Genomic DNA, 25662 nt, shown 5'->3' with positions numbered 1-25662 from the left:
CGGCCTCCTCGCTGCTGACCACCGACAACCTAGTGCCAGCCGGCAACAATCCTCCCTCGCCGCCCGCCCAGGCCGACCGGTGGTCAGTCGCGCACCTGCCAGATCTGGGACGAGCCGCCGGAGCCGGCGCACACCACGTGGCCCGTGATCGCCTGGCACGTGCCGGTGGCCTTCGGCAGCACGTCCACGATGCGCGTCCGGCCGGCGTGGACGTCCAACTCCCCGACCAGCACCCCGCCGTCCGGATGCGCGCGGACGCCGACCAGACGGCCGTTGGTGTCGAGCTGGTACAGCTCCCACCGGCCCAGGTCGGCCAGCTCCTGGCCGGTCCGCGCGTCGATGACGAAGAACTGCCTTGCCGGGTCGCTGCTGCGCACGCTGGCCATCAGCCGGCCGCCGGACGGCCAGGCCCACGACCAGCGGTCGCTGCGCCAGCGCACCTCGCCGGTCGCGGAATCGACAGCCCACAGCCCTCCGGCGCTGGTTTGCAGGCACAGGACGCTGCCGCAGTCCTGGACGATGTCGACCTCGCCCACCGTGGTGCTCCAGCGCCGGTCCAGCCGGTCCAGCCCGTACGCGGTGATGGTCTTCGGTTCGCCACCGACGCTCAGCACCAGGTCGCCCACCACCTGCACGTACGTGAGTGGCCCGCCGCCGGGTGGGCGCAGGTCGGCGCGGACCAGCACCGCGCCGGTCCGCGCGTCGCGTACCTCGACCGGCCCGCTCACGTCGGTGAGCAGCAGCCGCTCCGCCTTCTCCCCGATGGTCTGCGCGTTCACGCCGACGGTGGGGGCGGTCAGCTGCCAGCGCACCGTGCCACAGCAGGGATCGACCGACCGCAGGCGGACCGGCTCCTCCTCGCCGTTGGACTGCAGCAGCAGGTTGCCGTCGGCCATCTCGATGGGGCTGTCCGGCTGCTGCCAGCGGTACGCCCCGGTCGCGCGGTCCAGCGCCACGGTGAGGCTGACCCGAGGGTCCGCGCCGATCTCGTGACCGGTGACCAACAGCATTCCGCTCTTCGGCAGGATTCCCCAGTAGCGGGCCTGCCCGGGCAGTGGCACGTCCCAGACCGGCTCGCCGTCGGACAGCCGGAAGGCGGCGAGCCGCCACTGCGGCGCCTGGGTGGTGACCGGGTTGATCACCAGGACCAGGTCGTCGTCGACAAGCACGTCCGCGCCGGCCTGGGCGGGCACCGTCACCACGGCCCGCCCCGGCGGCAACGCTCCGGCGGCGGCGAGGGTGGCCAGCACGAGCAGCAGGACCAGCGCGCAGCGCAACGGCCGGCCGCTGGCGCGGGGTGGGCGGGGCGACGGCTCCGACTCCGGTCCGTGCCGCAGCTCGCCGAGGTCGATCACCGAGCCGCTCACCGGCGCACCCGGAACAGCCGGTACGAGCCGTCCACGAGCTGGCAGGGCAGGAGGAAGCCGACGATCGCCTGGCAGTTCCCGGTGACGTCCGGGAGCACGTCCAGCACCCGCGCCTCCCCGGCGCGGACGTCCAACTCCGCGACGACCATGCCGCCGTCCGGGTGCGGACGTACGCCGACCAGCGGGCCGTCGGGACCGCCCTGGGCCAGCTCCCACCGGCCCAGTTCGGCCAGTTCCCGGCCGGTCATCGGATCGAGCACGACGAGCGGGGGCGGAGGGACGACCACGGGCCTCTCCGCGGTGGACACCAGCCGTCCGTCATGCGGGACCATCCACCCCCAGCGGTCGCTGCTCCACCGCACCTGGCCGGTCGCGGGATCGAGCCCCCACAGCTCGGCGCCGTTTCGCCGCGCACAAACGACGGGACCGCAGTCGTCGACGAAGTCGATCGGACCGGTGATGGTGGTGCTCCAGCGCCGGTCCAGCCGGTCCAGCCCGTAGGCGGTGATCGTGGCCGGCACCCGTTGGCTGGCCAGCAGGAGGTCGTCCACCAACTGCACCGACTCGTACGACCCTCCCTCGGGTGGGCGCAGGTCGGCCCGGGCCAGCGCCGCGCCGGTGATCGCGTCACGCACCTCGGTCGCCCCCTTCCCCCGGTGGAGCACCAGCCGGTCCACCCCCCGGGCGTCGTGCCGGAGGCTGACGTACGTCGCGGCATCGGGCAACTGCCAGCGCACGGTGCCGCAGCACGGGTCGACCGCACGCAGGGTGACCAGCTCGTCGTCGGCGCCGGACTGCAGCAACACGGTGCCGTCGGCCAGCACTGTGGGATGGCCCGGCTGCCGCCAGCGGTACGCCCCGGTGCCCCGGTCGAACGCCAGGGACAGGACGCTCGGCTCGGGTGGCAGCACCTCGTGGACCGTGACCAGCAGGGTGTCGCCCGCCGCCGTGATCTCCCAGTTGCGGCCCTGCACCGGCACCGCGGTCTGCCAGAGCGATCCGCCGTCGGGCAGCCGGAAGGCGCTCATCCGCCGCCGCGTCGGCTGCTCCGGGTCCGGGTCGAGAACCACGAACAGGTCGGCGGTGAACAGCGTCTCGGCGGCGAGCTGCGCCGGCACCGTCACCGCGGCCGGCCGGGGCGGCGGCACGGCGGCGGAGACGACCGTGGCCAGCACGAGCAGCAGGACCAGCGCGCAGCGCAACTGCCGACCGACCGCGCGGGGTGGGCGGGGCAGCGGCCCCGGATCCGGGCCGTGCCGCAGCTCACCGAGGTCGATCACCGGGCCGGTCATCGTGCCAACCGCCACAGCGTGGCCGTGCCGTCGAGACGCTGGCAGAGCAGGAGCGGCAGGGACGCCTGGCAACTGCCGGCGACGTCCGGAAGCATGTCGAGGACTCTGGCCCGGCCGGCTGCCAGGTCCAGTTCGGCGACGACCATCCGGCCGTCTTCGCCGCGCCGCAGCCCGACCAGCGGATCGGTCGGGCGGAGCACCGGCACCAGGTCCCACTCGCCCAACTCGGTCCACCGTCGGCCGGTCGCCGCGTCGCGCACCGCGAACCGCTGGCCCGACCCGGACATCAGCAGCCGGTCGCCGCGCACGTCGATCAGCAGGTCCTCGCCCGAGTCCGACCAGCGCACCGCGCCGGTGGCCGGATCGAGGACCCAGAGGCTGCCGCGCTGGTGCGACACGCAGAGCAGGTCGGCGCAACTCGCCACGTAGGACACCTGGGACATCATGGCCGTCCACCGCGGCTTCAGGTCGGTCAGCCCGTAGGCCACCACCGGGGCGTCCTCGGCGGGGAGGAGCAGCAGCAGATCGTCGACGACCTGCACCTGCTGCACCGCCTTCCGGCCGCCGGGCAGCGTGTCCAGGCTGCGCAGCAGGCGGCCGGTGACGGCGTCGTGCACCTGCACCTCGCCGGTCGGCTGCACCAGCACGAACATGTCGATCCGACCGTCGGTCAGGTGCAGGCCGGGACCGGTCGGCGACAGCAGCGGCACCGACCAGAGCACCCGGCCGGTGTCGGGCTCGACGCGGCTCATCCCGTCCACACCGCTCTGGGGGACGTCGGTCAACAGCAGCCCCCCGCCGGCGATCGGCACCGGTGTCCCCGGATGCCGCCATCGCTGCTGGCCCGTCTCGGCGTCGAAGGCGGTGGTCTCGAGCACCCCGTTCCCGGGTTCGGCACCCACGGCCAGCACCAGCCCCTGCTCGACCCGGACGCCGAGGTAGCCGTCGGGGTGGGGCAGCGGTGCCTGCCACCGCCGCCGCATACCGGCGCCGTTGGGTGCCGGGTGGGCGTACGCGGTCAGGTAGCGGTCCTTGTCGGGTGCCGGCGGGTCGAAGACGAAGACGCCGTCCTCGGCGAGGAAGGCACTGGAGGCCGCCGACGCCGGCACCATGCTCACCGTCCGTCGCGGCAGCGGTGTCGCGCCGGCCAGCAGCACCAGGGTGAGCAGCAGCACGGCGGCGCCGCGCATCGGCCGACCGGCGGCGCGCGGGGCACGGACCGGAGGCGCCGACGCGGGCTCGTCCCGGACCTCGCCCAACTCGATGATCGACACCGACCGTCCTTCCGTGACCGCGTCCTGTGGGCCGGCGCGGTGATGTCCGGCAAACCGACCGTGAGCGCACCGGCCCGGCAAAAGCGACGGACCCGCGCCTGTACGATGGCGCGTCGTGGCTGTGCCGGTGGTAGACCCTTCGCTGAATCCCGTTACCGACGCCGACCCGGCCGAGGTCGAGCCGACACGGCGGCCTCGACGCCGCCCGGCCCGAGCCGACCTGTTGGCCCTCGGAGCCTATGTGCTGCTCGGCATCTTCGTCTGCCTCAACTACTGGGGTGACGTGACCGGCCGGGTGTCCTCGCACCTGCCCACCGACCACAGCTGGTTCGAGTGGTTGTTCGCACACGGCGCCTACTCGGTGCGGCACCTGGAGAACCCGCTCTTCACGGCCCGGCAGAACGCCCCGGACGGGGTGAACATGATCGCCAACACCTCGCTGCTCGGGGTGACCCTGCCGCTGGCCCCGCTGACCATGCTGCTCGGCCCCCAGGTGATGTACGCGCTCTATCTGGGTGCGGCGCTGGCGGCCACCGCCGGCACCGGGTACTGGATGCTCTCCCGCCACCTGGTGCGCTCCCGCGCGGCGGCCTTCGTCGGCGGCGCGTTCCTCGGCTTCGCGCCGGGGATCATCCACCACGCCAACGGTCAGCCCAACTTCGTGTCCAACTTCCTGCTGCCGCTGATCGTGGTGCGGGTGCTGCGCCTCGGTGAGGCGGGCCGGTGGCGGCGCAACGGGCTGGTGCTCGGCGCGCTGGTGACGTACCAGATCTTCATCAACGAGGAGATGCTGCTGCTCACGGCGCTGGCCTGCCTGGTCGTCGTGCTGGCGTACGCCGCGCAGCGACCGCGGGCCGCCTGGGCCGCGGCTCGCACGTTCCTGGCCGGGCTGGGCGTCGCCGGCGGGGTGACGCTTGTGCTCGCGGCGTACCCGATCTGGTACCAGTTCAACGGCCCGCAGTCCTACCGGGGCCTACAGGGCGGGGTCTTCCACAACTGGGGCGAGGACCTGATGGCCTTCGTCACCTTCGCCCGGGACACCTGGGCCGGTGACCCGGCGGTGGAGACGACGATCGGGTTGACCGAGCAGAACACCTGGTTCGGCTGGCCGTTGGTGCTGCTCTCGATCGTGTCGCTGGTGCTGCTCGTGCGCCGGTCGCTCGTCACCCGGATCGTCGCGGTGCTGATCGTGGTGTTCACCGTGGCCGCGATCGGGCCGGTGGTGCGCTTCGACGGTGTCGAGACCACGGTGCGCGGCCCGTGGTCGTACGTGCCGGACGACCTGCCGCTCGTCGAGATGATGATGCCGACCCGGCTGACGCTGGTGGTCGCCGCCGCGGTGGGCGTACTCCTCGCGTTGACCTGGGACGCCGCGCACCGCCAGGGGCGCGCGGTGGCCGAGCCCGCGCGGGTGCCGGCCCAGCGCGTCGACGAGCAGACCCCGGCGACGTCCGACGACCCGGGCGCACCGGCGCCGGTCGCGCCGCGCCGTCGGTGGCTGCGCCCGGTGGGGTACGCGGCGGTCACCCTCGCCGTGCTGCCGCTCTTCCCCCGCCCGCTGCCCGCCCAGCAGATCGACCCACCGCCGCACTTCATCACCGCGGGCGGTTGGCGACCGTACGTGCCGGCGGGCCGGACCCTGGTGCCGGTGCCGATCCCGAGCAACGTGCACGGCCTGCCGACCCTGCGCTGGAGTGCGCTGACCGGGCAGGAGTTCCCCGTCCCGGGCGGCTACTTCATCGGCCCGAACGAGCTGGGTGAGGGGGTCTTCGGCGCGCCGAACCGGCCCACCAGCAGCCTCATCTACTCGACCATGGACAAGAACGCGGTCCCGGCGCTCACCGACGAGAACCGCCGCCAGGCCGTCGAGGACCTGCGGTTCTGGCGGGCGTCGGTGGTGGTGCTCGGGGCGCACCCGCGCGAGACGGTGCTGCGCGAGCTGGTCACCGGCCTGATCGGGCCGCCGCAGCGGGTCGACGACGTGTGGGTCTGGGACGTCCGCGCCCTGGTGGGTTGATCGGTCGAGCAGGTCCCCACGGCGGGGCGTGCTGGCCACCACCGGGGGCGACCTGATCTCCGAGTCGTCCCCGGTGGCCGTCAGACCGAACGGTCGGTGAGCGCCCGCACGTCCCACACCCAGACGTCCAGCTCCTGACGGCCCGGACCGACCAGCTCCTCGACCGTCCGTCGCAGCGGCTCGGCGTTCTGCTGCCGCAACGGCAGCACCAGGATCGCCGCCCGCCAGTGCCGCAGCTCGTCGGCGAACCGACGGCGCTGCCGGTCGTCCAGCTTCGGCATCCGGCCGGTCGTCGCCACCTCCTCCAGCATCTGGCCCACCCCGCTGGGTCGGCCGCCGAACCGGCCGGCGTCACCGGTGTTGCCGTTGCGGGGGGCGAGGAAGTAACCGCCGGGGATCTTGAAGTCGAGGTTCGTGGCCGCAGCCCAGCGCATGCCGTGCGTGTTGCCCATGCTGGGCACCGGGATCGGCACCAGCGTCTGGTCCGGCCCGACGTACGCCCGCCAACGGTCGGCGGTGATGAAATGCGGCACCGGCGGCCGGGAGACCATCCGCAGCGGCATCGGGGCGATCGGCAGCAGGGCGAACGCCAGGCCCGCCGCGGTGAGCGTCCGCACGGTACGCCGCTCGGCAGGACGCAACGCCCAGGCCCGTTCGACGGCGAGCGCGAGCAGCAGACCGACCACCACGCTGGTGATCAGACCGAACCGGGTCGGCACCACCGCGTCCAGCAGCGGCAGGTGGACGAGCATCTGCCACGGCCCGGTGACCACGTCCCGATCCCACCACGAGACCCGCTCGCCGAGCGAGAGCACGGCGAAGAGCAGGCCCGTCGCCGCGAGCGCCCGGACGATCAGCTCCCGGCGCAGCCAGACCACGATGCCGATGGCGATCAGCGACAGGCTCCAGCCGAAGAAGGCGTTCTCCTCGGAGTAGTTCGGCGCGAGATTGATGTTGGCGCGCTGGTTGCCGCCGAGGGTGGGCGAGCCCGGGGCGAAGAAGGCGGCGATGTCGTTGCCGTAGTCCTTCACCGCGTCGCTGAGCCCGTGGTAGGCCATCGGCCCGGCGAACTGCACGTACAGGGGGTACGCCAGCAGCGCCCCGGCCAGCAGCGCGCAGGTCACCACACCGGCGCCCAGCGGCCGCCACGCGGCCCGCCAGCGGGCGGGCTCCTGCACGAGCACCGCCAGCAGGAAGACGCCGCACGCCAGCGCCGTGAAGAGCAGAATCTCCTCGTTGATGAACGCCTGCGCGGTGACCAGCAGGGCGAGCAGCGCGCCGTCGCGGACCGGCCGGGTAGACCGGGTGAGCACCAGCACCCGCCAGACGATGAACGGCAGCAGGAACTGGCTGATGATGTTCGGGTGCCAACTGGCGTGCGAGAGCATCGCGGGCGAGAACCCGCAGAACCAGCCGCCGGCCGCCGCCGCGAGCGGGGTGCGCACCAGGTGGCGGGAGAGCATGAGGTACCAGGCCATGGCGGTGCCGGCGAGGCCGAGCGTCACCAGCAGCACGAAGGAGACCGCCGGCCCGAACAGCAGCGTCACCGGGACCATCGGGATGCCCAACGCCAGCACGGCCGTGTTGGCCATCAGGTTGACACCGTCGGGGTAGTTGAACTGCTCGGTGTAGAACGGGTACTCGCCGTGCAGCACCACGCGCACCGAGTGGGCCAGGAAGAACTGCACCTGGGCCGGGTCACCGGTGTAGAGCGAGGCCACCCGGCCGGAGGGGTCGAGCCAGATCCGGATGGTCACCCAGAGCGCGGCGAGCAGGAACAACCCGCCCACCGCCAGGTGCTGCCGCCGCCGCGTCCACCGACGCCACCACGCCCGCGACGGTACGGCCGCCGCGCCCTCCCCGGACTCGTCCGCCACGTCGGCCGAAGCCGGCGCGACGCTCTCGGCCGGCACAGTCGTGTCAACGGGAGCCGGAGCCGCCTCAGCCGGAGCCGCCTCAGCCGGAGCCGACCCTGCCGCCTCAGCCGGGGCCGGCCCTGCCGCCTCAGCCGGGGCCGGCCCTGCCGCCTCAGCCGGGGCCGGCCCTGCCGCCTCAGCCGGAGCGGGCGCGGTGGCCTCGACGGGGGCGGCGAGCGTGGGGTCGGTCGTGCGCGGGGTCTCGGCCGGTGCGGTGGAGGTGCTGGTCAGGGCGGCGGGGCCGACGAAGAGGCCGGCCGGAGTGCGATAGCTCACCATCTCGTCGGAGCCGGCTGCCGACTCCGGGTGCGGCGCGGGCAGGGCGCGGGACTCGGCAGGCGTCACAGTCGGCGGAGTCTACCGGAGCAACCAAAACGCACTAAAGCCCCGGTGTCGTCCACTGTGGTCGGTCCGGCGACGACCACCTGAGGTCCGGCACCGGACATCTCGTACTATGGCGCTTTCCGACAGCGACGGCGAGGCGATCGGGGGCGGGCCAGGTGACTCCAGGCCGTCGGTACGGCAGGACGCTCGCCGTCCTGCTGAGTGCGCTGCTGGTCACCACGGCCTGCGGTCCGGTCGCCGATCGGAAGCCGAAGGACCTGCGGGTCGGGTACGACAGCCTGGACGGCACGCTGGCCGTGTGGCCGCCACGCGGTGACCTCTCGAAGGACGCCACGGCGACGGCCGCCGTCACCGACGCGGTTCGTGACTGGCGGTCACCGTCCGACGACCGTGCGCACCTCCCCACGTCCGGCATCCTCTTCTCCGGTCGGGTCGACGGTGCCCCGATGGCGATCGTGGCCGCCGACGTGCCCGGCGAGAGCGCCTCCTGGCTGCTGCAACTCACCCGCGACGGCGACCGGTACGCGGTGACCCGCGCCTCCGAGTACACCGACCCGGGCTACCTCGTCTACTCCGACGTGCTGCCGGTGCAGACCGCCGGCGGCCGGCGCTACCTGCTCTCCGCCCGGGTGCAGACCCTGGTCGGCCCGCAGGATCGGACGTTGACCGTCGCGGACGGCCTCAGCGCGCCTGTCGACGTGCCGGCCTGCACGGCCGTCGCGGTGACCGCGACCCTCCGAAGCACCGATTCGTTGCCCCGTGGGCGGGCCGCCGACCGGCTGCTCGACCTGGGCACCGGCACCGTCGATCCGCGCTATCCCCTGGTCCGGGACGAGTCCGGCACGGGACGGCGGGCGCTGACCGGCCTGGACACCTGCGTGCTGGCCGGCGACCGGGGTCCGTTCGGCAGCATCCCGCGTCGGATCGGCGACCGGGACGCCCCCCGCTCGGTGCCGACGTCCTGGCCGATGGCGAAACTCACGGTCCGCTCGCTCGGCGAGGTGGCCCTCGGCGGTGGCGCGGCGGCGGAGTTGCAGCAGCTCAGCTGGGATACCGACGCCGGCGCGATGACCGCGGTGATCTACCGACCGGCCAACGGCGGCGCACCCGTCGTCTCGCCCGCGGACCGGGCCACCCCGTTGCAGGCGTACCAACTGCCCGTGCCCGGCCAGCCGCTCGTGGTGCTGAGCTGGCGGGCCACCCGGGACAGCTCCCTGTCCGTCCCCCCGGGCACTCCGCTGCTGGTCGAGCGCCCCGGCCTGGCGGTCATCCCCAGCCCGTCCCGCTCCCAGACCTACAGCCTCGCCAACTCCGACAAAACCCACTACCGCTCAGTAAAACCCCACTGACCCACCCCACCCCACCCCACCCCACCCCACCCCGGCCTCGCCGAGGCCCCCGCGATCTTGCACTTTCTGCGGCGACAAACAGTGGCGAAAAGCGCATTGCGACAACCGAAAGTGCAAGATCGGCGCGAACATAGGGCGGGCGCGGCACGGGGCAGGCGCGGGGTCGTTGGAGCGTGCGACGGCGGGCGGTCCCGGAGGGGCCGCCCGCCGAAGGTGTCGCGGGGGTCAGTTTTGCGCGGAGGCGTTGCTGGTGGGGGTGAGGCGGTCCGGGGTGGCGTCCAGGCCGGAGATCCAGCCGGTGACGTCGCGGGCCACGTCCTGGGCGGTCAGGCCCAGGTCGGCGAGGATCTGCGCGCGGGTGCCGTGCGGGTGCCAGTCGGCCGGTACGCCCAGGTCCTTGAGCGGCACCCGGACATCGGCGTCGCGCATCGCCTGGCCGAGCGCGTCGCCCACCCCGCCGACCCGGACGCCGTCCTCGACGCTGACCACCAGTCGGTGGCGGGCGGCCAGGTCGACAAGCTCCGCCGGCACCGGGCGCACCCAGCGGGGGTCGACGACGGTGACCCCGTAGCCCTGCTCGGCGACCCGGGCGGCGACCTCCATGCCCAACTGGCCGAAGGAGCCAACGGCAACCAGCAGTACGTCGGTACGCGCCGACTCGGCCAGCACGTCGACCGGGCCGACCCGACGCAGCGCCGGCAGGTCCGCGGCGACCGCGCCGGTCGGGAAGCGCACCACGGTCGGGCCGTCGTCGACGGCGAGCGCCTCGCGCAGCTCCTCACGCAGCGTGGCGGCGTCGCGGGGAGCGGCGATCCGCAGGCCGGGCACCACCCCGAAGACGGACATGTCCCAGATGCCGTAGTGACTGGGGCCGTCCGGGCCGGTGATGCCCGCCCGGTCCAGCACGAAGGTCACCGGCAGCTTGTGCATCGCCACGTCCAGCAGGACCTGGTCGAAGGCGCGGTTGAGGAAGGTGGCGTAGACGGCGACCACCGGGTGCAGGCCGCCGAGGGCCAACCCGGCCGCCGAGGTGGCGGCGTGCTGCTCGGCGATGCCCACGTCGTACACCCGCTCGGGGTACTTGCGGGCCAGCTTGGCGATGCCGGTCGGCTCGGCCATCGCGGCGGTGATGCCCACCACGTCCGGGCGCTCGTCGGCGACGGCCAGCAGCTCGTCGGCGAAGACGTGCGTCCACTTCACCGACGGGGCGGCCAGCAGCGCGCCGGTCTCCACGTCGAAGGCGCTGCCCGGGCCGTGCAGGCAGTCCGCCTCGTCCTCCTCGGCCGGGCGGTAGCCGTAGCCCTTGCGGGTGACGGCGTGCACGATCACCGGGCCGCCGAAGTTCTTCGCCGCGCGCAACGCCGCCTCGACCGCCACCACGTCGTGCCCGTCCACCGGGCCCACGTACTTGATGCCGAGGTCCTCGAACATGGCCTGCGGGGCGACCGCGTCCTTGATGCCCTTCTTGACCGCGTGCAGCACCTCGTACATCGGGCGGCCGACGAGCGGCGTGGAGCCGAGGGCGTCCTTGACCGTGTCGAGGACCTTCTCGTAGCCGGGGTTGAGCCGCAGCGACGAGAGGTGGTCGGCCAGCCCGCCGATGGTCGGGGCGTACGAGCGGCCGTTGTCGTTGACCACGATGACCAGGGGGTTGCCGGCGGTGGCGATGTTGTTGAGCGCCTCCCAGCACATGCCGCCGGTCAGCGCGCCGTCGCCGACGACGGCCACGACGCTGCGCGCCTCGCCCCGCAGCGCGTACGCCTTGGCCAGGCCGTCGGCGTAGGAGAGCGCGGTCGAGGCGTGCGAGTTCTCGATGAGGTCGTGCTCGCTCTCGGCCTGGCTGGGATAGCCGGAGAGGCCACCGCGCTGGCGGAGCTTGTCGAAGCCGGCCTGGCGCCCGGTGAGGATCTTGTGCACGTACGACTGGTGACCGGTGTCGAACAGGAGCCGGTCGCGGGGGGAGTCGAAGACGCGATGCATGGCCAGCGTCAGCTCGACCACACCGAGGTTGGGCCCGACGTGCCCGCCGGTGCGGGAGACCTTGGCGATCAGGAAGTCCCGGATCTCGGCGGCGAGGACGTCCAGTTCCTCACCGGACATCCGCTTGACGTCCTGCGGGCCGCGGACCGTCCCCAGCAACCGGCCGTGGTTGGCCGTGTCCTCTTCAACACTCATGACCGGAGAGTCTATCGGCCGCTTGGCACTCCGCAGCCCGGGCCGAGTGGCCCGAGCCGCGCGGATCGACTGAGCGCCTGGTCAGAGCCGGATCCGCGGGCCGTCGCCGGAGGGGCGGAGACGAGGATCTCCGGTCAGCCCCCGACCGGGGGCAGCAGCAGCCCGACCTGCTCGACGTGCTGCGTCATGGGAAACAGGTCGAAGCCCCGCAGCGCCGCCAGCCGCCAACCCAGCTCGGTGAAGGTGCGGACGTCCCGGGCGAAGGCCGCCGGGTCACAGGCCACGTACGCGACCGCACGCGGGCCGGCGGCGGCGATGTCCCGCACCACCTGGGCGCCCGCGCCCGAGCGCGGCGGGTCGAGCACCACCACGTCGACCGGGCCGGTGATCCGTCGGCGGGCGAGCGCGGTCTCCACCCGGGCGGCCACCACCTCGATCCGGGGCAGGTCGGCCAGGTTGGCGCGGGCCGCGTCCACCCCGTCCGCGCTCGATTCGACAAGTGTGATCCGGGCGTCGCCGACCCGGCTGGCGAGGGCCGCGGCGAACAGCCCGGCGCCGCCGTAGAGGTCCCACGCGGTCTCGCCGGGCCGCGGGTCCAGCAACTCCAGCACCGCCGTGGCGAGGGTGTCCGCCGCGGCCGGGTGCACCTGCCAGAAAGCGGACGCGGGCAGCGTCCACTCCCGGCCGGCGGCCACCTCGCGGACCTCGGTCGGACCACTGACCGGGGTGCCCACCCCGGCGTGGGTCGCGGTGACCGTCACGTCCCCGCCGGTGCTGGCGACGGTCTCCACCGCCTCGGCGGCCGACCAGCGCTCGCTGAGCACCGGCAGTTGCTGGATGGCCGGGTGGGCGATCCGGCAGCGGTCGATCGGCACCACCTCGTGCGAACGGTGCTTGAGCAGGCCGGCCCGGTCCGCGGCGTCCACCGCGTAGCGGACCCGGGAACGCCAGCCCAGCAGCCCGCCGGGCAGCGCCTCGATCCGGACGCCGAGCCGGTCCAGCTGCGCGTCGGTCAGCCCACCCAGGCGGATCAACTGTTCGCGGACCACTGCGGTCTTCCAGGCCAGTTGCGCCTCCGGGGCGACGTGTTGCAGGTCGCAGCCGCCGCAGGCACCCGGCTTCGCGTACGGGCAGGGCGGCTCGACCCGGTCCGGCGAGGCTTCCAGCACGGTCACCGCGTCGGCCCGGACGAACCCCCGGTGCACCTCGGTGACCTCGACGACGACCCGTTCGCCGGGCAGCGCGTGCCGGACGAAGACCACCTGCCCGTCCACCCGGGCCACGCAGTGCCCGCCGGGGGCGACCGCGTCGACGGTCAGCTCGACCCGTTCCGCCTCGGCCAGACCACGCTCAGGCACCGACGGCACCGACGGCACCGACGGCACCGACGACGAGGAGGACGGCGCGGGCGACGACACCGACGAGGGCGACGACGGCGACAGCGCGGGCTGGCGCCCGCGGGGCTCAGTCACGGTCGGTCCCGAGCGGGCCGCCGTCGATCGGGCGACTCTCGGGCGCCGGGGCGGAGGCGACCGGCGGGCCCTCCGGCGGTGGCGCGGTGCCCCGCGGTCCGCGCGCCGGGGTCCGGGACAGCGTCGCGTCCAGCCGGTCCAGGTTCTTGCTCGCCGTCGACGCGAGCTGCCACGGCACGCTGACCACCATTACCCCCGGTTCGAAGAGCAGCCGGCCCTTGAGGCGCAGGGCGCTCTGGTTGTGCAGCAGGTTCTCCCACCAGCGGCCCACCACGTACTCCGGGATGAAGACGGTGACCACGTCCCGGGGCGACTTGCGGCGGGTGTTGGCGACGAAGTCCAGGATCGGCCTGGTGATCTCCCGGTACGGCGAGTCGATCACCGTGAGCGGAATGGCCATCTCCCGCCGCTCCCAGTCGGCCTGCAGGTCCCGGGTGTCCTTGTCGTCCACGTTGACGGTCACGGCGGTCAGCGTGTCCGGTCGGGTGGCCCGGGCGTAGGCGATGGCCCGCAGCGTCGGCTGGTGCAGTTTGCTGACCAGCACGATCGCGTGGTTGCGGGCGGGCAGCACGGCCCGGCCCTCGTCCGGCGGGGTCAGCTCGGCCGCCACCCGGTCGTAGTGTCGGCGGATGGCCAGCATCAGCAGGTAGATCACCGCCATGGCGGCGATCGCGATCCAGGCGCCGAGCAGGAACTTGGTGATCAGCACGATCACCAGCACGGTGCCGGTCAGGCCCATGCCGAACGTGTTGATGGCCCGGGAACGGTGCATCCGGCGCCGCGCCTCCGGGTCCCGCTCGGTCCGCAGGCGCCGGTTCCAGTGCCGGATCATGCCGGCCTGGGAGACCGTGAACGAGACGAAGACCCCGACGATGTAGAGCTGGATGAGCCGGGTCACCTCGGCCTGGAAGCCGACGATCAGCACGATCGCGAACAGGGCCAGGAAGGTGATGCCGTTGGAGAAGGCCAGCCGGTCACCCCGGGTGTGGAACTGGCGGGGCAGGTAGCGGTCCTGGGCGAGGATCGAGCCGAGCACCGGGAACCCGTTGAACGCGGTGTTCGCCGCCAGGAAGAGGATGAGCGCGGTCATCCCGGCCACCACGTAGAGCAGGATCGACCCGGAGCCGAAGACCGTCTCGCCGAGCTGGGTGGTGACCGTCTTCTGCAGGTAGCCGTCGGGGCCGGCGACGATCTGGAGCCCCGGGTCCTCGACGAACTGCAGGTGGGTCAGCCGGGCCAGCCAGATGATCCCGACCAGCAGACTCACCGCGATCGCACCCAGCAGCAGCAGCGTGGTGGCGGCGTTGCGGCTCTTCGGGGCCTTGAACGCCGGCACACCGTTGGAGATCGCCTCGACACCGGTGAGCGCGGCGGCGCCCGAGCTGAACGTCCGCAGCAGCAGGAAGACGAGCGCGAACCCGGTCACGCTGTGCTCGGCCTGGATGACCAGGTCGGCGCTGGGCGCCCGCAGGTCGTCGCCCAGCACGAAGACCCGGAACAGCCCGGTGAGCAGCATCCCGCCCATCACGATGACGAAGCCGTAGGTGGGGATGGCGAACGCGGTGCCGGACTCCCGCAGGCCGCGCAGGTTGACAGCGGTCAACAGGACCACCGCGATCACCGCGATCAGGACCTTGTGGGTGGCCACGAACGGCACCACCGAACCGAGGTTGGCCACCCCGGACGAGACCGACACCGCCACCGTGAGCACGTAGTCGACAAGCAGCGCGCTGGCCACCCCGACCCCGAACTTCGGACCCAGGTTGACCGTGGCCACCTCGTAGTCGCCACCACCGGAGGGGTAGGCGTACACGTTCTGCCGGTAGCTCGCCACCACGGTGAGCATCACCACGACCACCGCGAGGGCGATCCACGGGGAGAAGAAGTACGCGGAGGTGCCCGCGATGGAGAGGGTCAGCAGGATCTCGTCGGGCGCGTACGCGACGCTGGACAGCGCGTCGGAGGCGAACACGGGCAGCGCGATGCGCTTCGGCAACAGGGTGTGCTGAAGTCGGTCGGACCGGAACGGTCGACCGAGGAGAAGCCGCTTCAGCAGCGAGGTGGGACTGGCCACGAACGCCAAGAGTACGACCACCACCGTGGGAGCACGGGGGTGGGCGAGCGTGGCTGTTCGGCACGACGGGGTACGGTCGGTCCCCGCTTCGCACCGGGACGTGGCAGGCTCGCACTCGTCAGGCCACCCAGCCGGAGTGGTACGCACCTTGGGAGGGACAGCGTGCACGTCGTGATCATGGGTTGTGGCCGGGTCGGGTCGACCCTCGCCCACAGCCTGGAATCCCGGGGGCACTCGGTGGCGGTGATCGATCAGGACGCCGACGCCTTCCGCCGACTCGGCCCCGACTTCGCCGGAATCACGGTGACCGGGGCCGGCTTCGACGGCGAGGTGCTGCGCCAGGCCGGCATCGAGCGCGCGGACGCCTTCGCGGCGGTCTCGAGCGGCGACAACTCCAACATCATCTCGGCCCGGCTGGCCCGCGAGACGTTCGGCGTGTCGCGGGTCGCCGCCCGCATCTACGACCAGCGCCGGGCGCAGGTCTACGAGCGGCTGGGCATCCCCACCGTGGCGACCGTGCGCTGGACGGCCGACCGGATGCTGCGGCACCTGGTGCCGGAGGGCAACGTGGAGATCTTCCGCGACCCCACGAGCACCGTGTCGATCGTCGAGGTGCCGGTGCACAAGGACTGGATCGGTCGTCCGGTCCGCGGGCTGGAGGACTCGACCGGCGCTCGGGTGGCCTATCTGATCCGCTTCGGCATCGGCACGCTGGCCACCGGCTCTACCGTCGTGCAGGAAGGCGACCAGGTGTTCATGCTGGTCAGCGATGACATCGTGGCGACTGTCACGTCGGTGGCGGCGACGCCGCCGGAAGGGGGGCAGTGAGCCATGCGGGTCGCCATCGCGGGCGCGGGCAACGTGGGTCGTTCGATCGCCCAGGAGCTGATCGACAACGGCCACCAGGTGATGCTCATCGAACGGCAGCCCAAGATGCTGCGCCCGGACCGGGTGCCGGACGCCGAGTGGGTCCTGGCCGACGCGTGCGAGCTGACCAGCCTGGAGGAGGCGAACGTCGCCGGGTGCGACGTGGTGGTCGCGGCGACCGGCGACGACAAGACCAACCTGGTGCTGTCGCTGCTGGCCAAGACCGAGTTCGCGGTGCCTCGCGTGGTCGCCCGGGTCAACCGGGCGGAGAACGAGTGGCTGTTCACCGAGCAGTGGGGCGTGGACGTCGCGGTGAGCAAGCCGCGGGTGATGGCCGCGCTCGTCGAGGAGGCCGTCACCGTCGGCGACCTGGTCCGGCTGATGACGTTCCGGCAGGGCGAGGCGAACCTGGTCGAGATCACCCTGCCGCCGACCGCGCCCTATGTCGGTCAGCCGATCCACGCCGTGCCGCTGCCCCGCGACTCCGCGCTGGTGGCGATCCTGCGCGGCAAGCGGGTCCTGGTGCCCAGCCCGGACGACCCGATCGAGGCCGGCGACGAGCTGGTCTTCGTCTGCACCGCCGAGGTGGAGGACCAGGTCCGCGCGGTGATCCTCGGGCCGGACAGCGTCGAGCGGACCCGCGGGTCACGCTGAGCGGACGAACGCGGCGGCCCGGTTGCCGGGCCCTCGCTCAGGCGCCGGGCAGCGGGGTCGGCTGCGACTCCCGGGTGACCCGGCGCACCGTCCAGACCGTGATCAGCAGCAGCAGCGCGTACGGCGGGTAGCCCAGCGCCAGCCGGGCCACGCCCAGCGCGGTGTCCTGGTGGGCCAGGTAGAGCCCGGCCTGCACGCCCACCTTGGCCAGCCACACCACGCCCCACAGCACGGTCAGCTGGGTGAAGGTCCGCACCAGCTTCGGGTCGCCCCGCCACTCCGAGCGGCCCTTGGCGACCAGCACCGACCAGATCCAGCCCACCAGCGGCTGCCGGATGGCCGCCGAGATCAGCAGGGCGATGCCGTACCCGATGCCGTAGAGGATGCCGGGGAGGTAGAAGTCGCGCTCGTCGCCGGTGCGCCAGGCGATGGCGGCGCCGATACCGACGCCGAACAGGCCGTTGACGGCGTGCCGGATCGGCCGGCGCTGGGCCAGCCGCAACCCGGCGATCAACAGCGCGATCGCGACCGAGGCGATCACCGCCGGCCGCAGCTCGCCGATGACGTTGGCGAGCACGAAGACGACGACCGGGATGCTGGACTCGACAAGCCCCCGCCAGCCGCCGAGCTGGTCGGCCATCTGCTCGGCGATCGTCGGCAGCGGCTCCTCGTCCGGTGGGCCGGTCTCCGGCTGCGCCGCCCGGTGCTGTCCCGTCGTCATCGCCGGCCTTCCGTCCGCAGCGCCGTCACTTCGGCGAGTCCAGCTCGTAATAGGGGTTGTAGATGACCTTGCGGTCGTCGCGCACCGCCACCCGGCCCCGGGCGGTCAGGTGCCGGCCCGGCTCGATCCCGGCGATGTGCCGACGGCCCAACCAGACCAGGGTGACCACGTCGGTGCCGTCGTAGAGGTCGGCCTCCAGGGTGGGCAGGTTGGTGCGCGGCGTGTAGACCACCGTGCGCAGCCGACCAGCGACCGAGACCAGCTGGCCCCGCGAGCACTGCTGGGCGGGGATCCCGCCGCACTGGGCGCTCTCCCGGCGCAGCTCCTGCGCGTCGATCTCGGCCTCGCTGGCGGTGAACCGTTGCAGGATGCGCCGCAGCGACACCCGGCCCTCGTCGGTCGTCATGACCTCCGCGTCACCCTCTCCACGCTCGCCGTCCCCGGCCGGCCCCGGCGGCGCCGGAACCGTGCCGCCAGCGTACGCCGACGGGGCTGGTTCCGGCGGGCCGGTGGGCGCGGGTCAGACCTGGCGCGGCTCGGCGGCGGCGTCCCCCGCCTCGGCGTCGGTCTGGTCGGAGATCTCCCGGGGCAGCCGCAGCGGCAGCGGCTCGCGGACCGGCTTGGCCTCCTGGCCGCGATCGACCACCAGGCCGTCCAGGCACTCGACGAGCGGGCCGGCCGCGGCCGGGTCGCTGGCCACCGGCCCCTGGAACACGCCGCGGACCATCCAGCGCGGCCCGTCGACGCCGACGAACCGCAGATTCGTCGGGCCGTCCGGGGTGGGCACCTGGGCGTGCAGCTCCGGGCCGTACTCGCCGTCGACCTCCTGCGCGCTCGCACCGTCGCGGAGCAGCGACTGGCGGATCTCCTCGCGCACCTCGCCCCAGATCCCCTCGGACCGGGGGGCGGCGAAGACGCCCAGCTGGAGCGCGTTGTCGCCATGCACCAGCACGACCTGCTGGATCACGCCCTGCGGGTCGGCCTGCACCCGCACCTCGACCTCGGCGATCGCCGGGATGTGCAGGCTGCCCAGATCGAGCCGCTGCACGTCGGCGTAGCTCTCGGAGATGTCGTACGGGCCGCGCACCAGCGACGGCGCCGCCTCACCCTGGTCCGGGACCTCGACGGCCCGCTCGTCAGCGGTGTGCCGTTCGGCATCGGCCCGCTTTCGGGAGAAGATCACTGCGCCCGCCCTCCGCTGTTCACACTCACCCTGCCACCTCTTCCGTCTGCCCGCGGCCCGGCTCGTCCGGCCGCTGCCCGACCCGGTCCTGGCCCGCCGGAGACGGCACCAGCCCGGCGTGACCACCGGTGGACCCGTGCCCGCCGGTCCCGCGCCGGGACGCGGACAGCTCGACCACCGGCTCGAACCTCGCCCGCGCGACCTGTTGGATTACGAGTTGCGCGATCCGGTCGCCGCGGGAGATCTTCGCCGGCACATCCCGATCATGGTTGATCAGGTTGACCAGGATCTCACCCCGGTAGCCGGCGTCGACCGTACCGGGCGCGTTGAGCACCGTCACGCCGAGCCTGGCCGCCAGGCCGGACCGGGGGTGGACCAGACCCACATACCCCTCCGGCAACGCGATGGCCACGCCGGTGGGCACCAGGGCACGACCACCGGGCGGCAGCTCCACGTCCGCGGCCGCCACCAGGTCGGCCCCGGCGTCGCCGGGATGGGCGTACGTGGGCATCGGCAGCTCGGAGTCGAGCAGCTGCACAGGCACTCCTACGACGTCGGTCACGGGTCCCCTCTCCTCCGGTTCGCGGGGTGACCCTGCCATCCTGCCGGTTCGCCGCGCCACCGTGCGCCGTACCCTCGCAGGAGTGAGCATGTCGCCCTCTCCGTCCGCCGATCAGTCACCGGTCGACGCCCGCACGGCGTACGCCGAACGGCTGGATCTGCCCTGGTGGCTGTGGTTGACCGGGCTGGTGGCCGCCGCGCTGTTGGCAGTCGAGATCTGGATGGGCGCCGCCGGCGTCCGCGCCTGGCTGCCGTTCGCCGTGCTGCTGCCGCTCACCGCCGCCGGGTTGTGGTGGCTGGGTCGGATCCGGGTCGGGGTCGCCGACTCGGAGCTGCGGGTGGACGACGCCCACCTTCCGGTGCGTTTCGTGGCCGACGTGATCCCGCTGGACACCGCCGGTCGCCGTGAGGTGCTGGGCGTCGGCGCGGACCCGCTCGCCTTCGTCGTGCAGCGACCGTGGATCGGCGGTGCCGTGCAGGTGGTGCTCGACGACCCGGCCGACCCGACCCCGTTCTGGGTGGTCAGCACGCGGCACCCGGTCGAGCTGGCCGAGGCGGTGCTGACCGCGCGGGACGCGCTCACGGTGTCCGAAACGACGGCGGAGCCGGGCTGATCCGACGCCACGGCCCGCTCAGGTGCCCGTCGGCGGGCCCGGCAGGGCCTGCGGTGGCGCGGGCCGGGCGATGCCCCGCCGACGCAGGTCGACCTGAAGCTGCTCGGCCATCTGCTGGGTGGCCCGCCGGTTGAGGAAGCTGGCCACCGCGGCGCCGGTCAGGAACGGCCCGAGCGTGGTGAGGTTGCGACCGAAGCGCCGCAGCAGCATGTCCCGCAGTTCCTTGCGGGCGGCGGTGCCGAGCACCGCGCCCACCCCCACACCGGGCACCATCGGGTTGACCCCACGCTGGGTGGCCCAGGAGTGCACCAGGGCGACGGCTCGTTGGCTGCCACCGTCCGGTAGCGCGACACCGTGGAGCTCGTGCAGCTCACCGACCAGCTTCAGCTCCACCGACACCACGGCGACGGTCTCGGCGGCGAGCAGCACCGGCGCGGAGAGCAGGGTCGGGGCGACCGTCCACTCGACGGCGGCGACTCCCCCACCGGCCGCGCCGATCGCGGCGGTGGTCCGCGACGCGTTGCGCACGAGCCGGTCGGCCAGGGCGGCGTCGTCCAGGCCGGGGAAGTGCTGACGCAGGGTGTCCAGGTCTCGCACCGGAATGTGCGGGGCGACGTCCGCGACGGCGTCGACCATCCAGCGCATCGCGGCACGGGGCTTGAACAGGTCGGAGACGCCCCGGGCACGGGCCTGCCCGACCATCCGGGTCAGCAGTTGACGGCGGCGGGCCGGCTCGATGTCGTCCGCGGTCAACGCCGCGACGGTGGCTCCGAGGTCGTCCGTGCCGCCGTCGGTGGCACGGAGGTCGCCGGGGCTGCCGTCGGTGGCGCCGGGGCTGCCGTCGGTGGCGCCGGGGCTGCCGTCGGTGGCGCCGGGGCTGCCGGTGCCGCCGTCGGTGGTGCCGCCTCGATCGCTCATCGGACCTCCCGGTGCTGTGGCTACCCGCTACGAGTCAAGCAGGTACCCACCACGGCCGCATGCCTACACCGGCAGCGGCGGCCCCGTTCCGGAGGCCGCCGCTGGTGTCGTGGTTGTCAGACGCACTCGCGGCAGATCAGCTCGCCGTTACGCTCGACCGCCAGCTGGCTACGGTGGTGGACCAGGAAGCAGCGGGCGCACCGGAACTCGTCCTGCTGCATCGGAAGCACCTTGACCGTGAGCTCCTCGTCGGCCAGATCGGCACCGGGCAGCTCGAAGCTCTCGGCCACCTCGGCCTCGTCGACGTCCACCGCGCCCGACTGTGAGTCGACGCGCCGTGCTTTGAGCTCTTCCAGGCTGTCCTCGCCGAGGTCGACCTCGTCGCGACGCGGGGCGTCGTAGTCGGTGGCCATCGGTTTCACTCTCCCATATCGATGTTGTCGCTTCCGGTTGTAACGCCGGACGACGCTGTTTCGGTTCCGCTGGCCGGCCACCACTTGTGTCGGGCACCCGACCCGAGGACCGAACGGGTCGAGCTCGCTGGGGCGACTCCCCTGCGAGCGCGGAACCTTACCCCCCCTTGGGCGAGGCATGTATACCGCCCTTGCGGCTGAGATGTACGCCCCTGCACGCGAAGTTGTTCCCAATGTGATTCAGGCGACACGAAGATAGGGGTATTAGTACCCGGTCCGCGGTCGGCGCGCCGGCATGTCGGGCTGTTTCCACGCGACGGCCGGACAACCGTTAACCTCAGCGGCGTATTCGACGGCCGGCGGCCTGAGCGATCGCTCCTGGCCGTCACCATCCACCTGGAGTCCGGGGAGTGCTCTGATGAGTTTTGCGCGCGTGCGGGCACTCGTCGTCGTCGGCCTGCTGGCGATCATCGCCCTGGTCTTCGTCGTGGTGGCCGTGGTCCGCGACAGCCAGGGCAACGCGGGCACCGCGGCGGGCTGCCCGGACGGCTGGCCCCTGGCGGATCTGACCCTGCGCGAGCGCAAGGACGTCAAGATCAACGTGTTCAACGCCACGGACCGGCCCGGTCTCGCCCACACCGTCAGCGACGAATTCCGCAACCGCCAGTTCCAGGTCGCCAAGACCGGGGATGAGAAGAAGCAGGTCGACGGCGTCGCGGTGCTGCGCTACGGCCCGAACGGCGTCGGTTCCGCGCACCTGCTCGAGGCGTACTTCCTCAACGAGGCCAAGCGGAACTACGACGACAAGCGCACCGACGACACCGTGGACGTGGTACTGGGCAACAACTTCCAGCAGCTCGCCACCACGACCGAGGTCAACCAGTCCCTCGGCGACTCGGGGCCGCCGAAGGCGCCCGCGGGCTCCTGCCCGTCCCCGGCCGCCAAGTGACGGCGTAACCCACGCCACGCACCGCCCGGTCGACCGCTCAGGGCCCGCCGGCGGCGTCCAACTCGGCGAGCCGGTCGTGCAACGGCGGGAAGAGCGCCGGCGGGGCCGCGACCACCAGGTCCGGCCCCGGCGGCCGACCGGCCAGGCCGGCGACCCGCACGCCCGCCTCGGCGGCCACCAGCCCACCCGCCGCCAGGTCCCAGGCCGCGAGGCCCTTCTCGAAGTACGCGTCGAGCCGGCCCTCCGCGACCAGGCAGAGGTCCAGCGCGGCGGCGCCCAGCCGGCGGATGTCCCGCACGTGCGCGATCAACCCGGCCACCACCTGGGCCTGGTGTGCCCGACGACGGGCGTCGTAGCCGAAGCCGGTGCCGACAAGCGCCTGCCCGAGATCCACCTCGGCGGAGCAGCGCAACCGGACCCCGTCGCGCCAGGCGCCGCCGCCGGCCGTGGCCGTCCACTCCTCGCCGGTGCTCACGTTGCGCACCACGCCGGCGACGACCACCCCGTCCACCTCGGCGGCCAGCGACACCGCGCTGTACGGCAGCCCGTACAGGTAGTTGACCGTGCCGTCGATCGGGTCGACGATCCACCGCACCCCGCCCGGCGCGACCGGCCCGGTGTCCCCGCTGCCGTACTCCTCGCCGAGCACCGCGTCGTCCGGCCGCGCCCGCTTCAGCGCGTCGAGCACCTGCCGTTCGACCGCCCGGTCGGCGGCGGTGACCACATCGGTGACCGTACTCTTGGTCGCGGCCACGGAAACCCCCTCGACCCGCATGCGGTACGCGGTGGCTGCCGCGTCCCGCGCCACGTCGAGCGCGATCGCCAACAGATCCCGAGGTGACGGTGCCGAACCGTGCATCCCAACGTCCCCTTCCCGCACGTCCGGGGTGTTCCGGGCCACGCGCGGGTATCATCCTTACAAAGTCCAGATCAGCGCCGAATCAGCGGTCCCACCGTCGTTACGCAGTGCGGCGCAGGATGATCGCCACAGACGGCGTTACAATTCACCCCTGCCCACGTGACACGGACCGCCGACCACCGGCCGGCCCGGGACGCGAGGGTCCCTCAACCACATCGCCCGGCCCGGTTGCCCCACGCTGTGCCGGACGACCCGGCCGTGCCCGCTCTTCGCCTCCGGAAGGTCATTCGTGACAGAACCCCGCCAGACCGGCGCCGACGTTCGCTCGCTCACCGACACCCTGATCGCCCACGCGCAGAGCGCCGGTGGTCAGCTGACGTCGGCCCAGCTCGCGCGCACCGTCGAGTCCGCCGAGGTGACTCCGGCCCAGGCCAAGAAGATTCTGCGAGCGCTCTCCGAGGCGGGAGTGACCGTAGTGGTGGACGGCTCGGCGAGCACCCGCCGCCGGGTCGCCGCGGCCCGGTCGACAACGCCGGCGTCCCGGGCCACCACCGCCAAGACCACCAAGAAGGCCGCCGCGCCGGCCCCGAAGCAGGCGCCGGCCGGCGACGACGCGCCGTCGACGCCGTCCCCGCGCAAGGTGGCCGCGGCCGCGAGCAAGGCCACCGGCTCCGCCGTGGCGGCTCCGGCGAAGGCGACCAAGGCGACCCGAGCCACCAAGGCGACGGTTGCCGCGGCCGCCGGCGCCAAGCCGACCAAGGCCGCCGGCAAGGCCAAGGGCGAGGGCGCCGAGGGCGAGATCGACCCGGAGGAGCTGGCCGCCGCGATCGAGGACGTGGTGGTCGAGGAGCCGGCCGAGCTGGCCCAGGCCGCCGAGACCGACGCCGCCGCCTCGGCGACCGACAACGACTTCGAGTGGGACGACGAGGAGTCCGAGGCTCTCAAGCAGGCCCGGCGCGACGCCGAGCTGACCGCCTCGGCCGACTCGGTCCGCGCGTACCTGAAGCAGATCGGCAAGGTTCCGCTGCTCAACGCCGAGCAGGAGGTGGAGCTGGCCAAGCGGATCGAGGCCGGGCTCTACGCCGCCGAGCGGCTGCGTGCCGCCGACGAGGGCGAGGAGAAGCTCGTCCGGGACATGGTCCGTGACCTGGGCTGGATCTCCCGTGACGGCGAGCGGGCCAAGAACCACCTCCTGGAGGCGAACCTCCGACTGGTGGTGTCGCTGGCCAAGCGATACACCGGGCGCGGCATGGCCTTCCTCGACCTGATCCAGGAGGGCAACCTCGGCCTGATCCGGGCGGTGGAGAAGTTCGACTACACCAAGGGCTACAAGTTCTCCACGTACGCCACCTGGTGGATCCGGCAGGCGATCACCCGCGCGATGGCCGACCAGGCCCGCACCATCCGCATCCCGGTGCACATGGTCGAGGTCATCAACAAGCTCGGCCGCATACAGCGCGAGCTGCTCCAGGATCTGGGTCGCGAGCCCACCCCGGAGGAGTTGGCCAAGGAGATGGACATCACACCCGAGAAGGTGCTGGAGATCCAGCAGTACGCTCGGGAGCCCATCTCTCTGGACCAGACCATCGGCGACGAGGGCGACAGCCAGCTCGGTGACTTCATCGAGGATTCCGAGGCCGTGGTCGCGGTCGACGCGGTCTCGTTCTCGCTCCTGCAGGACCAGCTCCAGCAGGTGCTGCAGACGCTCTCCGAGCGTGAGGCGGGTGTGGTGCGCCTGCGCTTCGGCCTGACCGACGGCCAGCCACGGACGTTGGACGAGATCGGCCAGGTCTACGGGGTGACCCGGGAGCGGATCCGGCAGATCGAGTCCAAGACGATGTCCAAGCTGCGTCACCCGTCCCGGTCGCAGGTCCTCCGGGATTACCTGGACTGAGCGGGTTTCGTCAACCGAGCGTGTCGTTTTGACCACCTGGTGTGCAACGCCACATGATGATCGTCCCGATACACGAATGTGATCGTTGACGTGGCACCCTGGGTGCACGGCACACTGTCCCTGCCAGGTGTGACCTCGGTCCCCCGCGGGCACACAGGGAAGGCAGTGCCTAGTAAGGGTGTTGCACCATAGGTGAGCAACGACCGAAGAGATTGTTCATCGGTGACGACCAGAGGAGGAAGGCGATGACCCCGACCCTCACGCCGCCGCCCGTGACGGCGGCTCCCCCAGCCGCCGATGAACGGTGCGACCGCTGCAATGCTGCCGGGAAGCTCCGGATCACTCTCACGGGTGGGAGCGAGTTGGTGTTCTGCGGGCACCACGCGAACAAGTACGCGGAGGATCTCGTCAAGATCACCGAGCGGTTCGCAACGGAGCCCGATTTCAGCTGGCGTGGCGCCGATCTGATGGCGAACTAAATCCGCTAACCGACATAGTCGACCGGAGGTCCCCCGAGGGGCCTCCGGTCGGCTTTTCACTATCCCCCACCCCAACACCCCAGCGGCCCCAAACGTCCGCCGCCGCAACCTGCGCCTACCCCGCGCCCCGCGCGTGCCCTGCCCTGCCCTGCCCCGCCCCGCGCGTGCCCCGCACCGCACCGCACCGCACCGCACCGCACCGCACCGCACCGCACCGCACCGCACCGCACCGCACCGCACCGCACCGCACCGCACCGCACCGCACCGCA

The 25662-nt window shown here is 72.7% G+C and carries 22 protein-coding genes; 8 read left to right on the top strand and 14 right to left on the bottom strand.

Annotation, left to right across the window (positions count from 1 at the left end; genetic code table 11):
• Positions 1–83 precede the first annotated feature (83 nt).
• Genes ACGFH8_RS32860 through ACGFH8_RS32850 form a run of 3 tightly spaced genes read right to left on the bottom strand, consistent with a single transcriptional unit; the run spans position 84 to position 3933 of the window.
• Positions 84–1367 (bottom strand): PQQ-binding-like beta-propeller repeat protein, encoded by a 1284-nt coding sequence (locus ACGFH8_RS32860; protein ID WP_393375002.1) that lies wholly within the window; start codon positions 1365–1367, stop codon positions 84–86.
• Positions 1364–2659, bottom strand: coding sequence for a PQQ-binding-like beta-propeller repeat protein (locus ACGFH8_RS32855; protein ID WP_393375000.1), 1296 nt, complete (start codon positions 2657–2659; stop codon positions 1364–1366). Before ACGFH8_RS32855 ends, ACGFH8_RS32860 begins: the two co-directional genes overlap by 4 nt.
• A complete protein-coding gene (locus ACGFH8_RS32850) occupies positions 2656–3933 on the bottom strand; it encodes a PQQ-binding-like beta-propeller repeat protein (protein WP_393374997.1) in 1278 nt (425 codons plus the stop codon). Before ACGFH8_RS32850 ends, ACGFH8_RS32855 begins: the two co-directional genes overlap by 4 nt.
• A 115-nt stretch (positions 3934–4048) precedes the next feature.
• Here ACGFH8_RS32850 and ACGFH8_RS32845 point away from each other — a divergent pair, with 115 nt between their 5' ends.
• Positions 4049–5950: a hypothetical protein gene (locus ACGFH8_RS32845; protein WP_393374995.1), complete on the top strand. Its 1902-nt coding sequence runs from the start codon at positions 4049–4051 to the stop codon at positions 5948–5950.
• 80 nt (positions 5951–6030) lie between these two features.
• Here the strand turns inward: ACGFH8_RS32845 and ACGFH8_RS32840 are convergent, their stop codons facing one another.
• The gene (locus tag ACGFH8_RS32840) at positions 6031–8211 is read right to left on the bottom strand and encodes a hypothetical protein (protein WP_393374992.1); all 2181 of its coding nucleotides are present in this window, start codon (positions 8209–8211) and stop codon (positions 6031–6033) included.
• A 155-nt stretch (positions 8212–8366) separates the two neighbouring features.
• On the opposite strand from ACGFH8_RS32840, the gene ACGFH8_RS32835 reads away from it, so the two are divergent.
• On the top strand, positions 8367–9560 hold the full coding sequence (locus ACGFH8_RS32835; RefSeq protein WP_393374990.1) for a hypothetical protein: 1194 nt from the start codon (positions 8367–8369) through the stop codon (positions 9558–9560).
• Positions 9561–9785: 225 nt separating this feature from the next.
• Here the strand turns inward: ACGFH8_RS32835 and dxs are convergent, their stop codons facing one another.
• The 3 genes from dxs to ACGFH8_RS32820 all read right to left on the bottom strand — a co-directional run bounded on the left by dxs (position 9786) and on the right by ACGFH8_RS32820 (position 15281).
• Positions 9786–11735, bottom strand: a complete 1950-nt coding sequence (gene dxs, locus ACGFH8_RS32830; protein ID WP_393374988.1) for a 1-deoxy-D-xylulose-5-phosphate synthase — start codon at positions 11733–11735, stop codon at positions 9786–9788.
• 134 nt (positions 11736–11869) lie between these two features.
• Positions 11870–13093 carry a class I SAM-dependent RNA methyltransferase gene (locus ACGFH8_RS32825; RefSeq protein WP_393375154.1) on the bottom strand — a complete coding sequence of 408 codons (1224 nt, stop codon included), beginning with the start codon at positions 13091–13093 and terminating at the stop codon, positions 11870–11872.
• Between the two features lie 106 nt (positions 13094–13199).
• Entirely contained in the window at positions 13200–15281 is a 2082-nt protein-coding gene (locus tag ACGFH8_RS32820; RefSeq protein WP_393374986.1) for an APC family permease, read from the bottom strand.
• Between the two features lie 162 nt (positions 15282–15443).
• On the opposite strand from ACGFH8_RS32820, the gene ACGFH8_RS32815 reads away from it, so the two are divergent.
• Both ACGFH8_RS32815 and ACGFH8_RS32810 read left to right on the top strand, forming a co-directional pair.
• Positions 15444–16109: a potassium channel family protein gene (locus tag ACGFH8_RS32815; RefSeq protein WP_393374983.1), complete on the top strand. Its 666-nt coding sequence runs from the start codon at positions 15444–15446 to the stop codon at positions 16107–16109.
• Positions 16110–16112: 3 nt separating this feature from the next.
• A complete protein-coding gene (locus ACGFH8_RS32810) occupies positions 16113–16802 on the top strand; it encodes a potassium channel family protein (protein ID WP_393374981.1) in 690 nt (229 codons plus the stop codon).
• 37 nt (positions 16803–16839) lie between these two features.
• Here ACGFH8_RS32810 and ACGFH8_RS32805 read toward each other — a convergent pair whose 3' ends face one another.
• The 4 genes from ACGFH8_RS32805 to dut all read right to left on the bottom strand — a co-directional run bounded on the left by ACGFH8_RS32805 (position 16840) and on the right by dut (position 19268).
• The gene (locus tag ACGFH8_RS32805) at positions 16840–17523 is read right to left on the bottom strand and encodes a DUF3159 domain-containing protein (RefSeq protein WP_393374979.1); all 684 of its coding nucleotides are present in this window, start codon (positions 17521–17523) and stop codon (positions 16840–16842) included.
• Between the two features lie 25 nt (positions 17524–17548).
• The gene (locus tag ACGFH8_RS32800; RefSeq protein ID WP_357070298.1) at positions 17549–17929 is read right to left on the bottom strand and encodes an OB-fold nucleic acid binding domain-containing protein; all 381 of its coding nucleotides are present in this window, start codon (positions 17927–17929) and stop codon (positions 17549–17551) included.
• Between the two features lie 114 nt (positions 17930–18043).
• The gene (locus ACGFH8_RS32795) at positions 18044–18706 is read right to left on the bottom strand and encodes a DUF3710 domain-containing protein (protein ID WP_393374976.1); all 663 of its coding nucleotides are present in this window, start codon (positions 18704–18706) and stop codon (positions 18044–18046) included.
• Positions 18707–18731: 25 nt separating this feature from the next.
• Complete coding sequence (gene dut, locus ACGFH8_RS32790; protein WP_393374974.1) at positions 18732–19268, bottom strand: dUTP diphosphatase; 537 nt, start codon at positions 19266–19268, stop codon at positions 18732–18734.
• 82 nt (positions 19269–19350) lie between these two features.
• On the opposite strand from dut, the gene ACGFH8_RS32785 reads away from it, so the two are divergent.
• Positions 19351–19881, top strand: coding sequence for a DUF3093 domain-containing protein (locus tag ACGFH8_RS32785; protein WP_393374972.1), 531 nt, complete (start codon positions 19351–19353; stop codon positions 19879–19881).
• Positions 19882–19899: 18 nt separating this feature from the next.
• On the opposite strand, the gene ACGFH8_RS32780 is transcribed toward ACGFH8_RS32785, so the two are convergent.
• Positions 19900–20799 (bottom strand): hypothetical protein, encoded by a 900-nt coding sequence (locus tag ACGFH8_RS32780; protein ID WP_393374970.1) that lies wholly within the window; start codon positions 20797–20799, stop codon positions 19900–19902.
• A 116-nt stretch (positions 20800–20915) separates the two neighbouring features.
• Positions 20916–21212, bottom strand: a complete 297-nt coding sequence (locus ACGFH8_RS32775) for a DUF4193 domain-containing protein (protein WP_007075406.1) — start codon at positions 21210–21212, stop codon at positions 20916–20918.
• Between the two features lie 433 nt (positions 21213–21645).
• Between ACGFH8_RS32775 and ACGFH8_RS32770 the strand changes: the two genes are divergently transcribed.
• The gene (locus ACGFH8_RS32770; RefSeq protein ID WP_393375152.1) at positions 21646–22161 is read left to right on the top strand and encodes a LytR C-terminal domain-containing protein; all 516 of its coding nucleotides are present in this window, start codon (positions 21646–21648) and stop codon (positions 22159–22161) included.
• Positions 22162–22198: 37 nt separating this feature from the next.
• Here the strand turns inward: ACGFH8_RS32770 and ACGFH8_RS32765 are convergent, their stop codons facing one another.
• Positions 22199–23020, bottom strand: coding sequence for an inositol monophosphatase family protein (locus ACGFH8_RS32765; RefSeq protein WP_393374968.1), 822 nt, complete (start codon positions 23018–23020; stop codon positions 22199–22201).
• Positions 23021–23309: 289 nt separating this feature from the next.
• Here ACGFH8_RS32765 and ACGFH8_RS32760 point away from each other — a divergent pair, with 289 nt between their 5' ends.
• Positions 23310–24914 (top strand): RNA polymerase sigma factor, encoded by a 1605-nt coding sequence (locus ACGFH8_RS32760; protein ID WP_393374965.1) that lies wholly within the window; start codon positions 23310–23312, stop codon positions 24912–24914.
• A 245-nt stretch (positions 24915–25159) separates the two neighbouring features.
• Positions 25160–25393, top strand: a complete 234-nt coding sequence (locus ACGFH8_RS32755; RefSeq protein ID WP_030489368.1) for a hypothetical protein — start codon at positions 25160–25162, stop codon at positions 25391–25393.
• The last annotated feature ends 269 nt before the right edge of the window (positions 25394–25662 follow it).

The sequence above is a fragment of the Micromonospora sp. NPDC049175 genome, assembly GCF_043197345.1.
GTDB lineage: Bacteria > Actinomycetota > Actinomycetes > Mycobacteriales > Micromonosporaceae > Micromonospora.
The sequence above is the reverse complement of the archived record's forward strand: the minus strand, read 5'-3'. Positions and strand labels throughout refer to the sequence as shown.

Coding starts and splice junctions, on each gene's coding strand:
- ACGFH8_RS32855 (WP_393375000.1), bottom strand. CDS start 2,659: ATGACCGGCCCGGTGATCGACCTCGGTGAGCTGCGGCACGGCCCGGAT.
- dxs (WP_393374988.1), bottom strand. CDS start 11,735: ATGAGTGTTGAAGAGGACACGGCCAACCACGGCCGGTTGCTGGGGACG.
- ACGFH8_RS32810 (WP_393374981.1), top strand. CDS start 16,113: ATGCGGGTCGCCATCGCGGGCGCGGGCAACGTGGGTCGTTCGATCGCC.
- ACGFH8_RS32805 (WP_393374979.1), bottom strand. CDS start 17,523: ATGACGACGGGACAGCACCGGGCGGCGCAGCCGGAGACCGGCCCACCG.
- ACGFH8_RS32800 (WP_357070298.1), bottom strand. CDS start 17,929: ATGACGACCGACGAGGGCCGGGTGTCGCTGCGGCGCATCCTGCAACGG.
- ACGFH8_RS32780 (WP_393374970.1), bottom strand. CDS start 20,799: ATGAGCGATCGAGGCGGCACCACCGACGGCGGCACCGGCAGCCCCGGC.
- ACGFH8_RS32775 (WP_007075406.1), bottom strand. CDS start 21,212: ATGGCCACCGACTACGACGCCCCGCGTCGCGACGAGGTCGACCTCGGC.
- ACGFH8_RS32765 (WP_393374968.1), bottom strand. CDS start 23,020: ATGCACGGTTCGGCACCGTCACCTCGGGATCTGTTGGCGATCGCGCTC.
- ACGFH8_RS32755 (WP_030489368.1), top strand. CDS start 25,160: ATGACCCCGACCCTCACGCCGCCGCCCGTGACGGCGGCTCCCCCAGCC.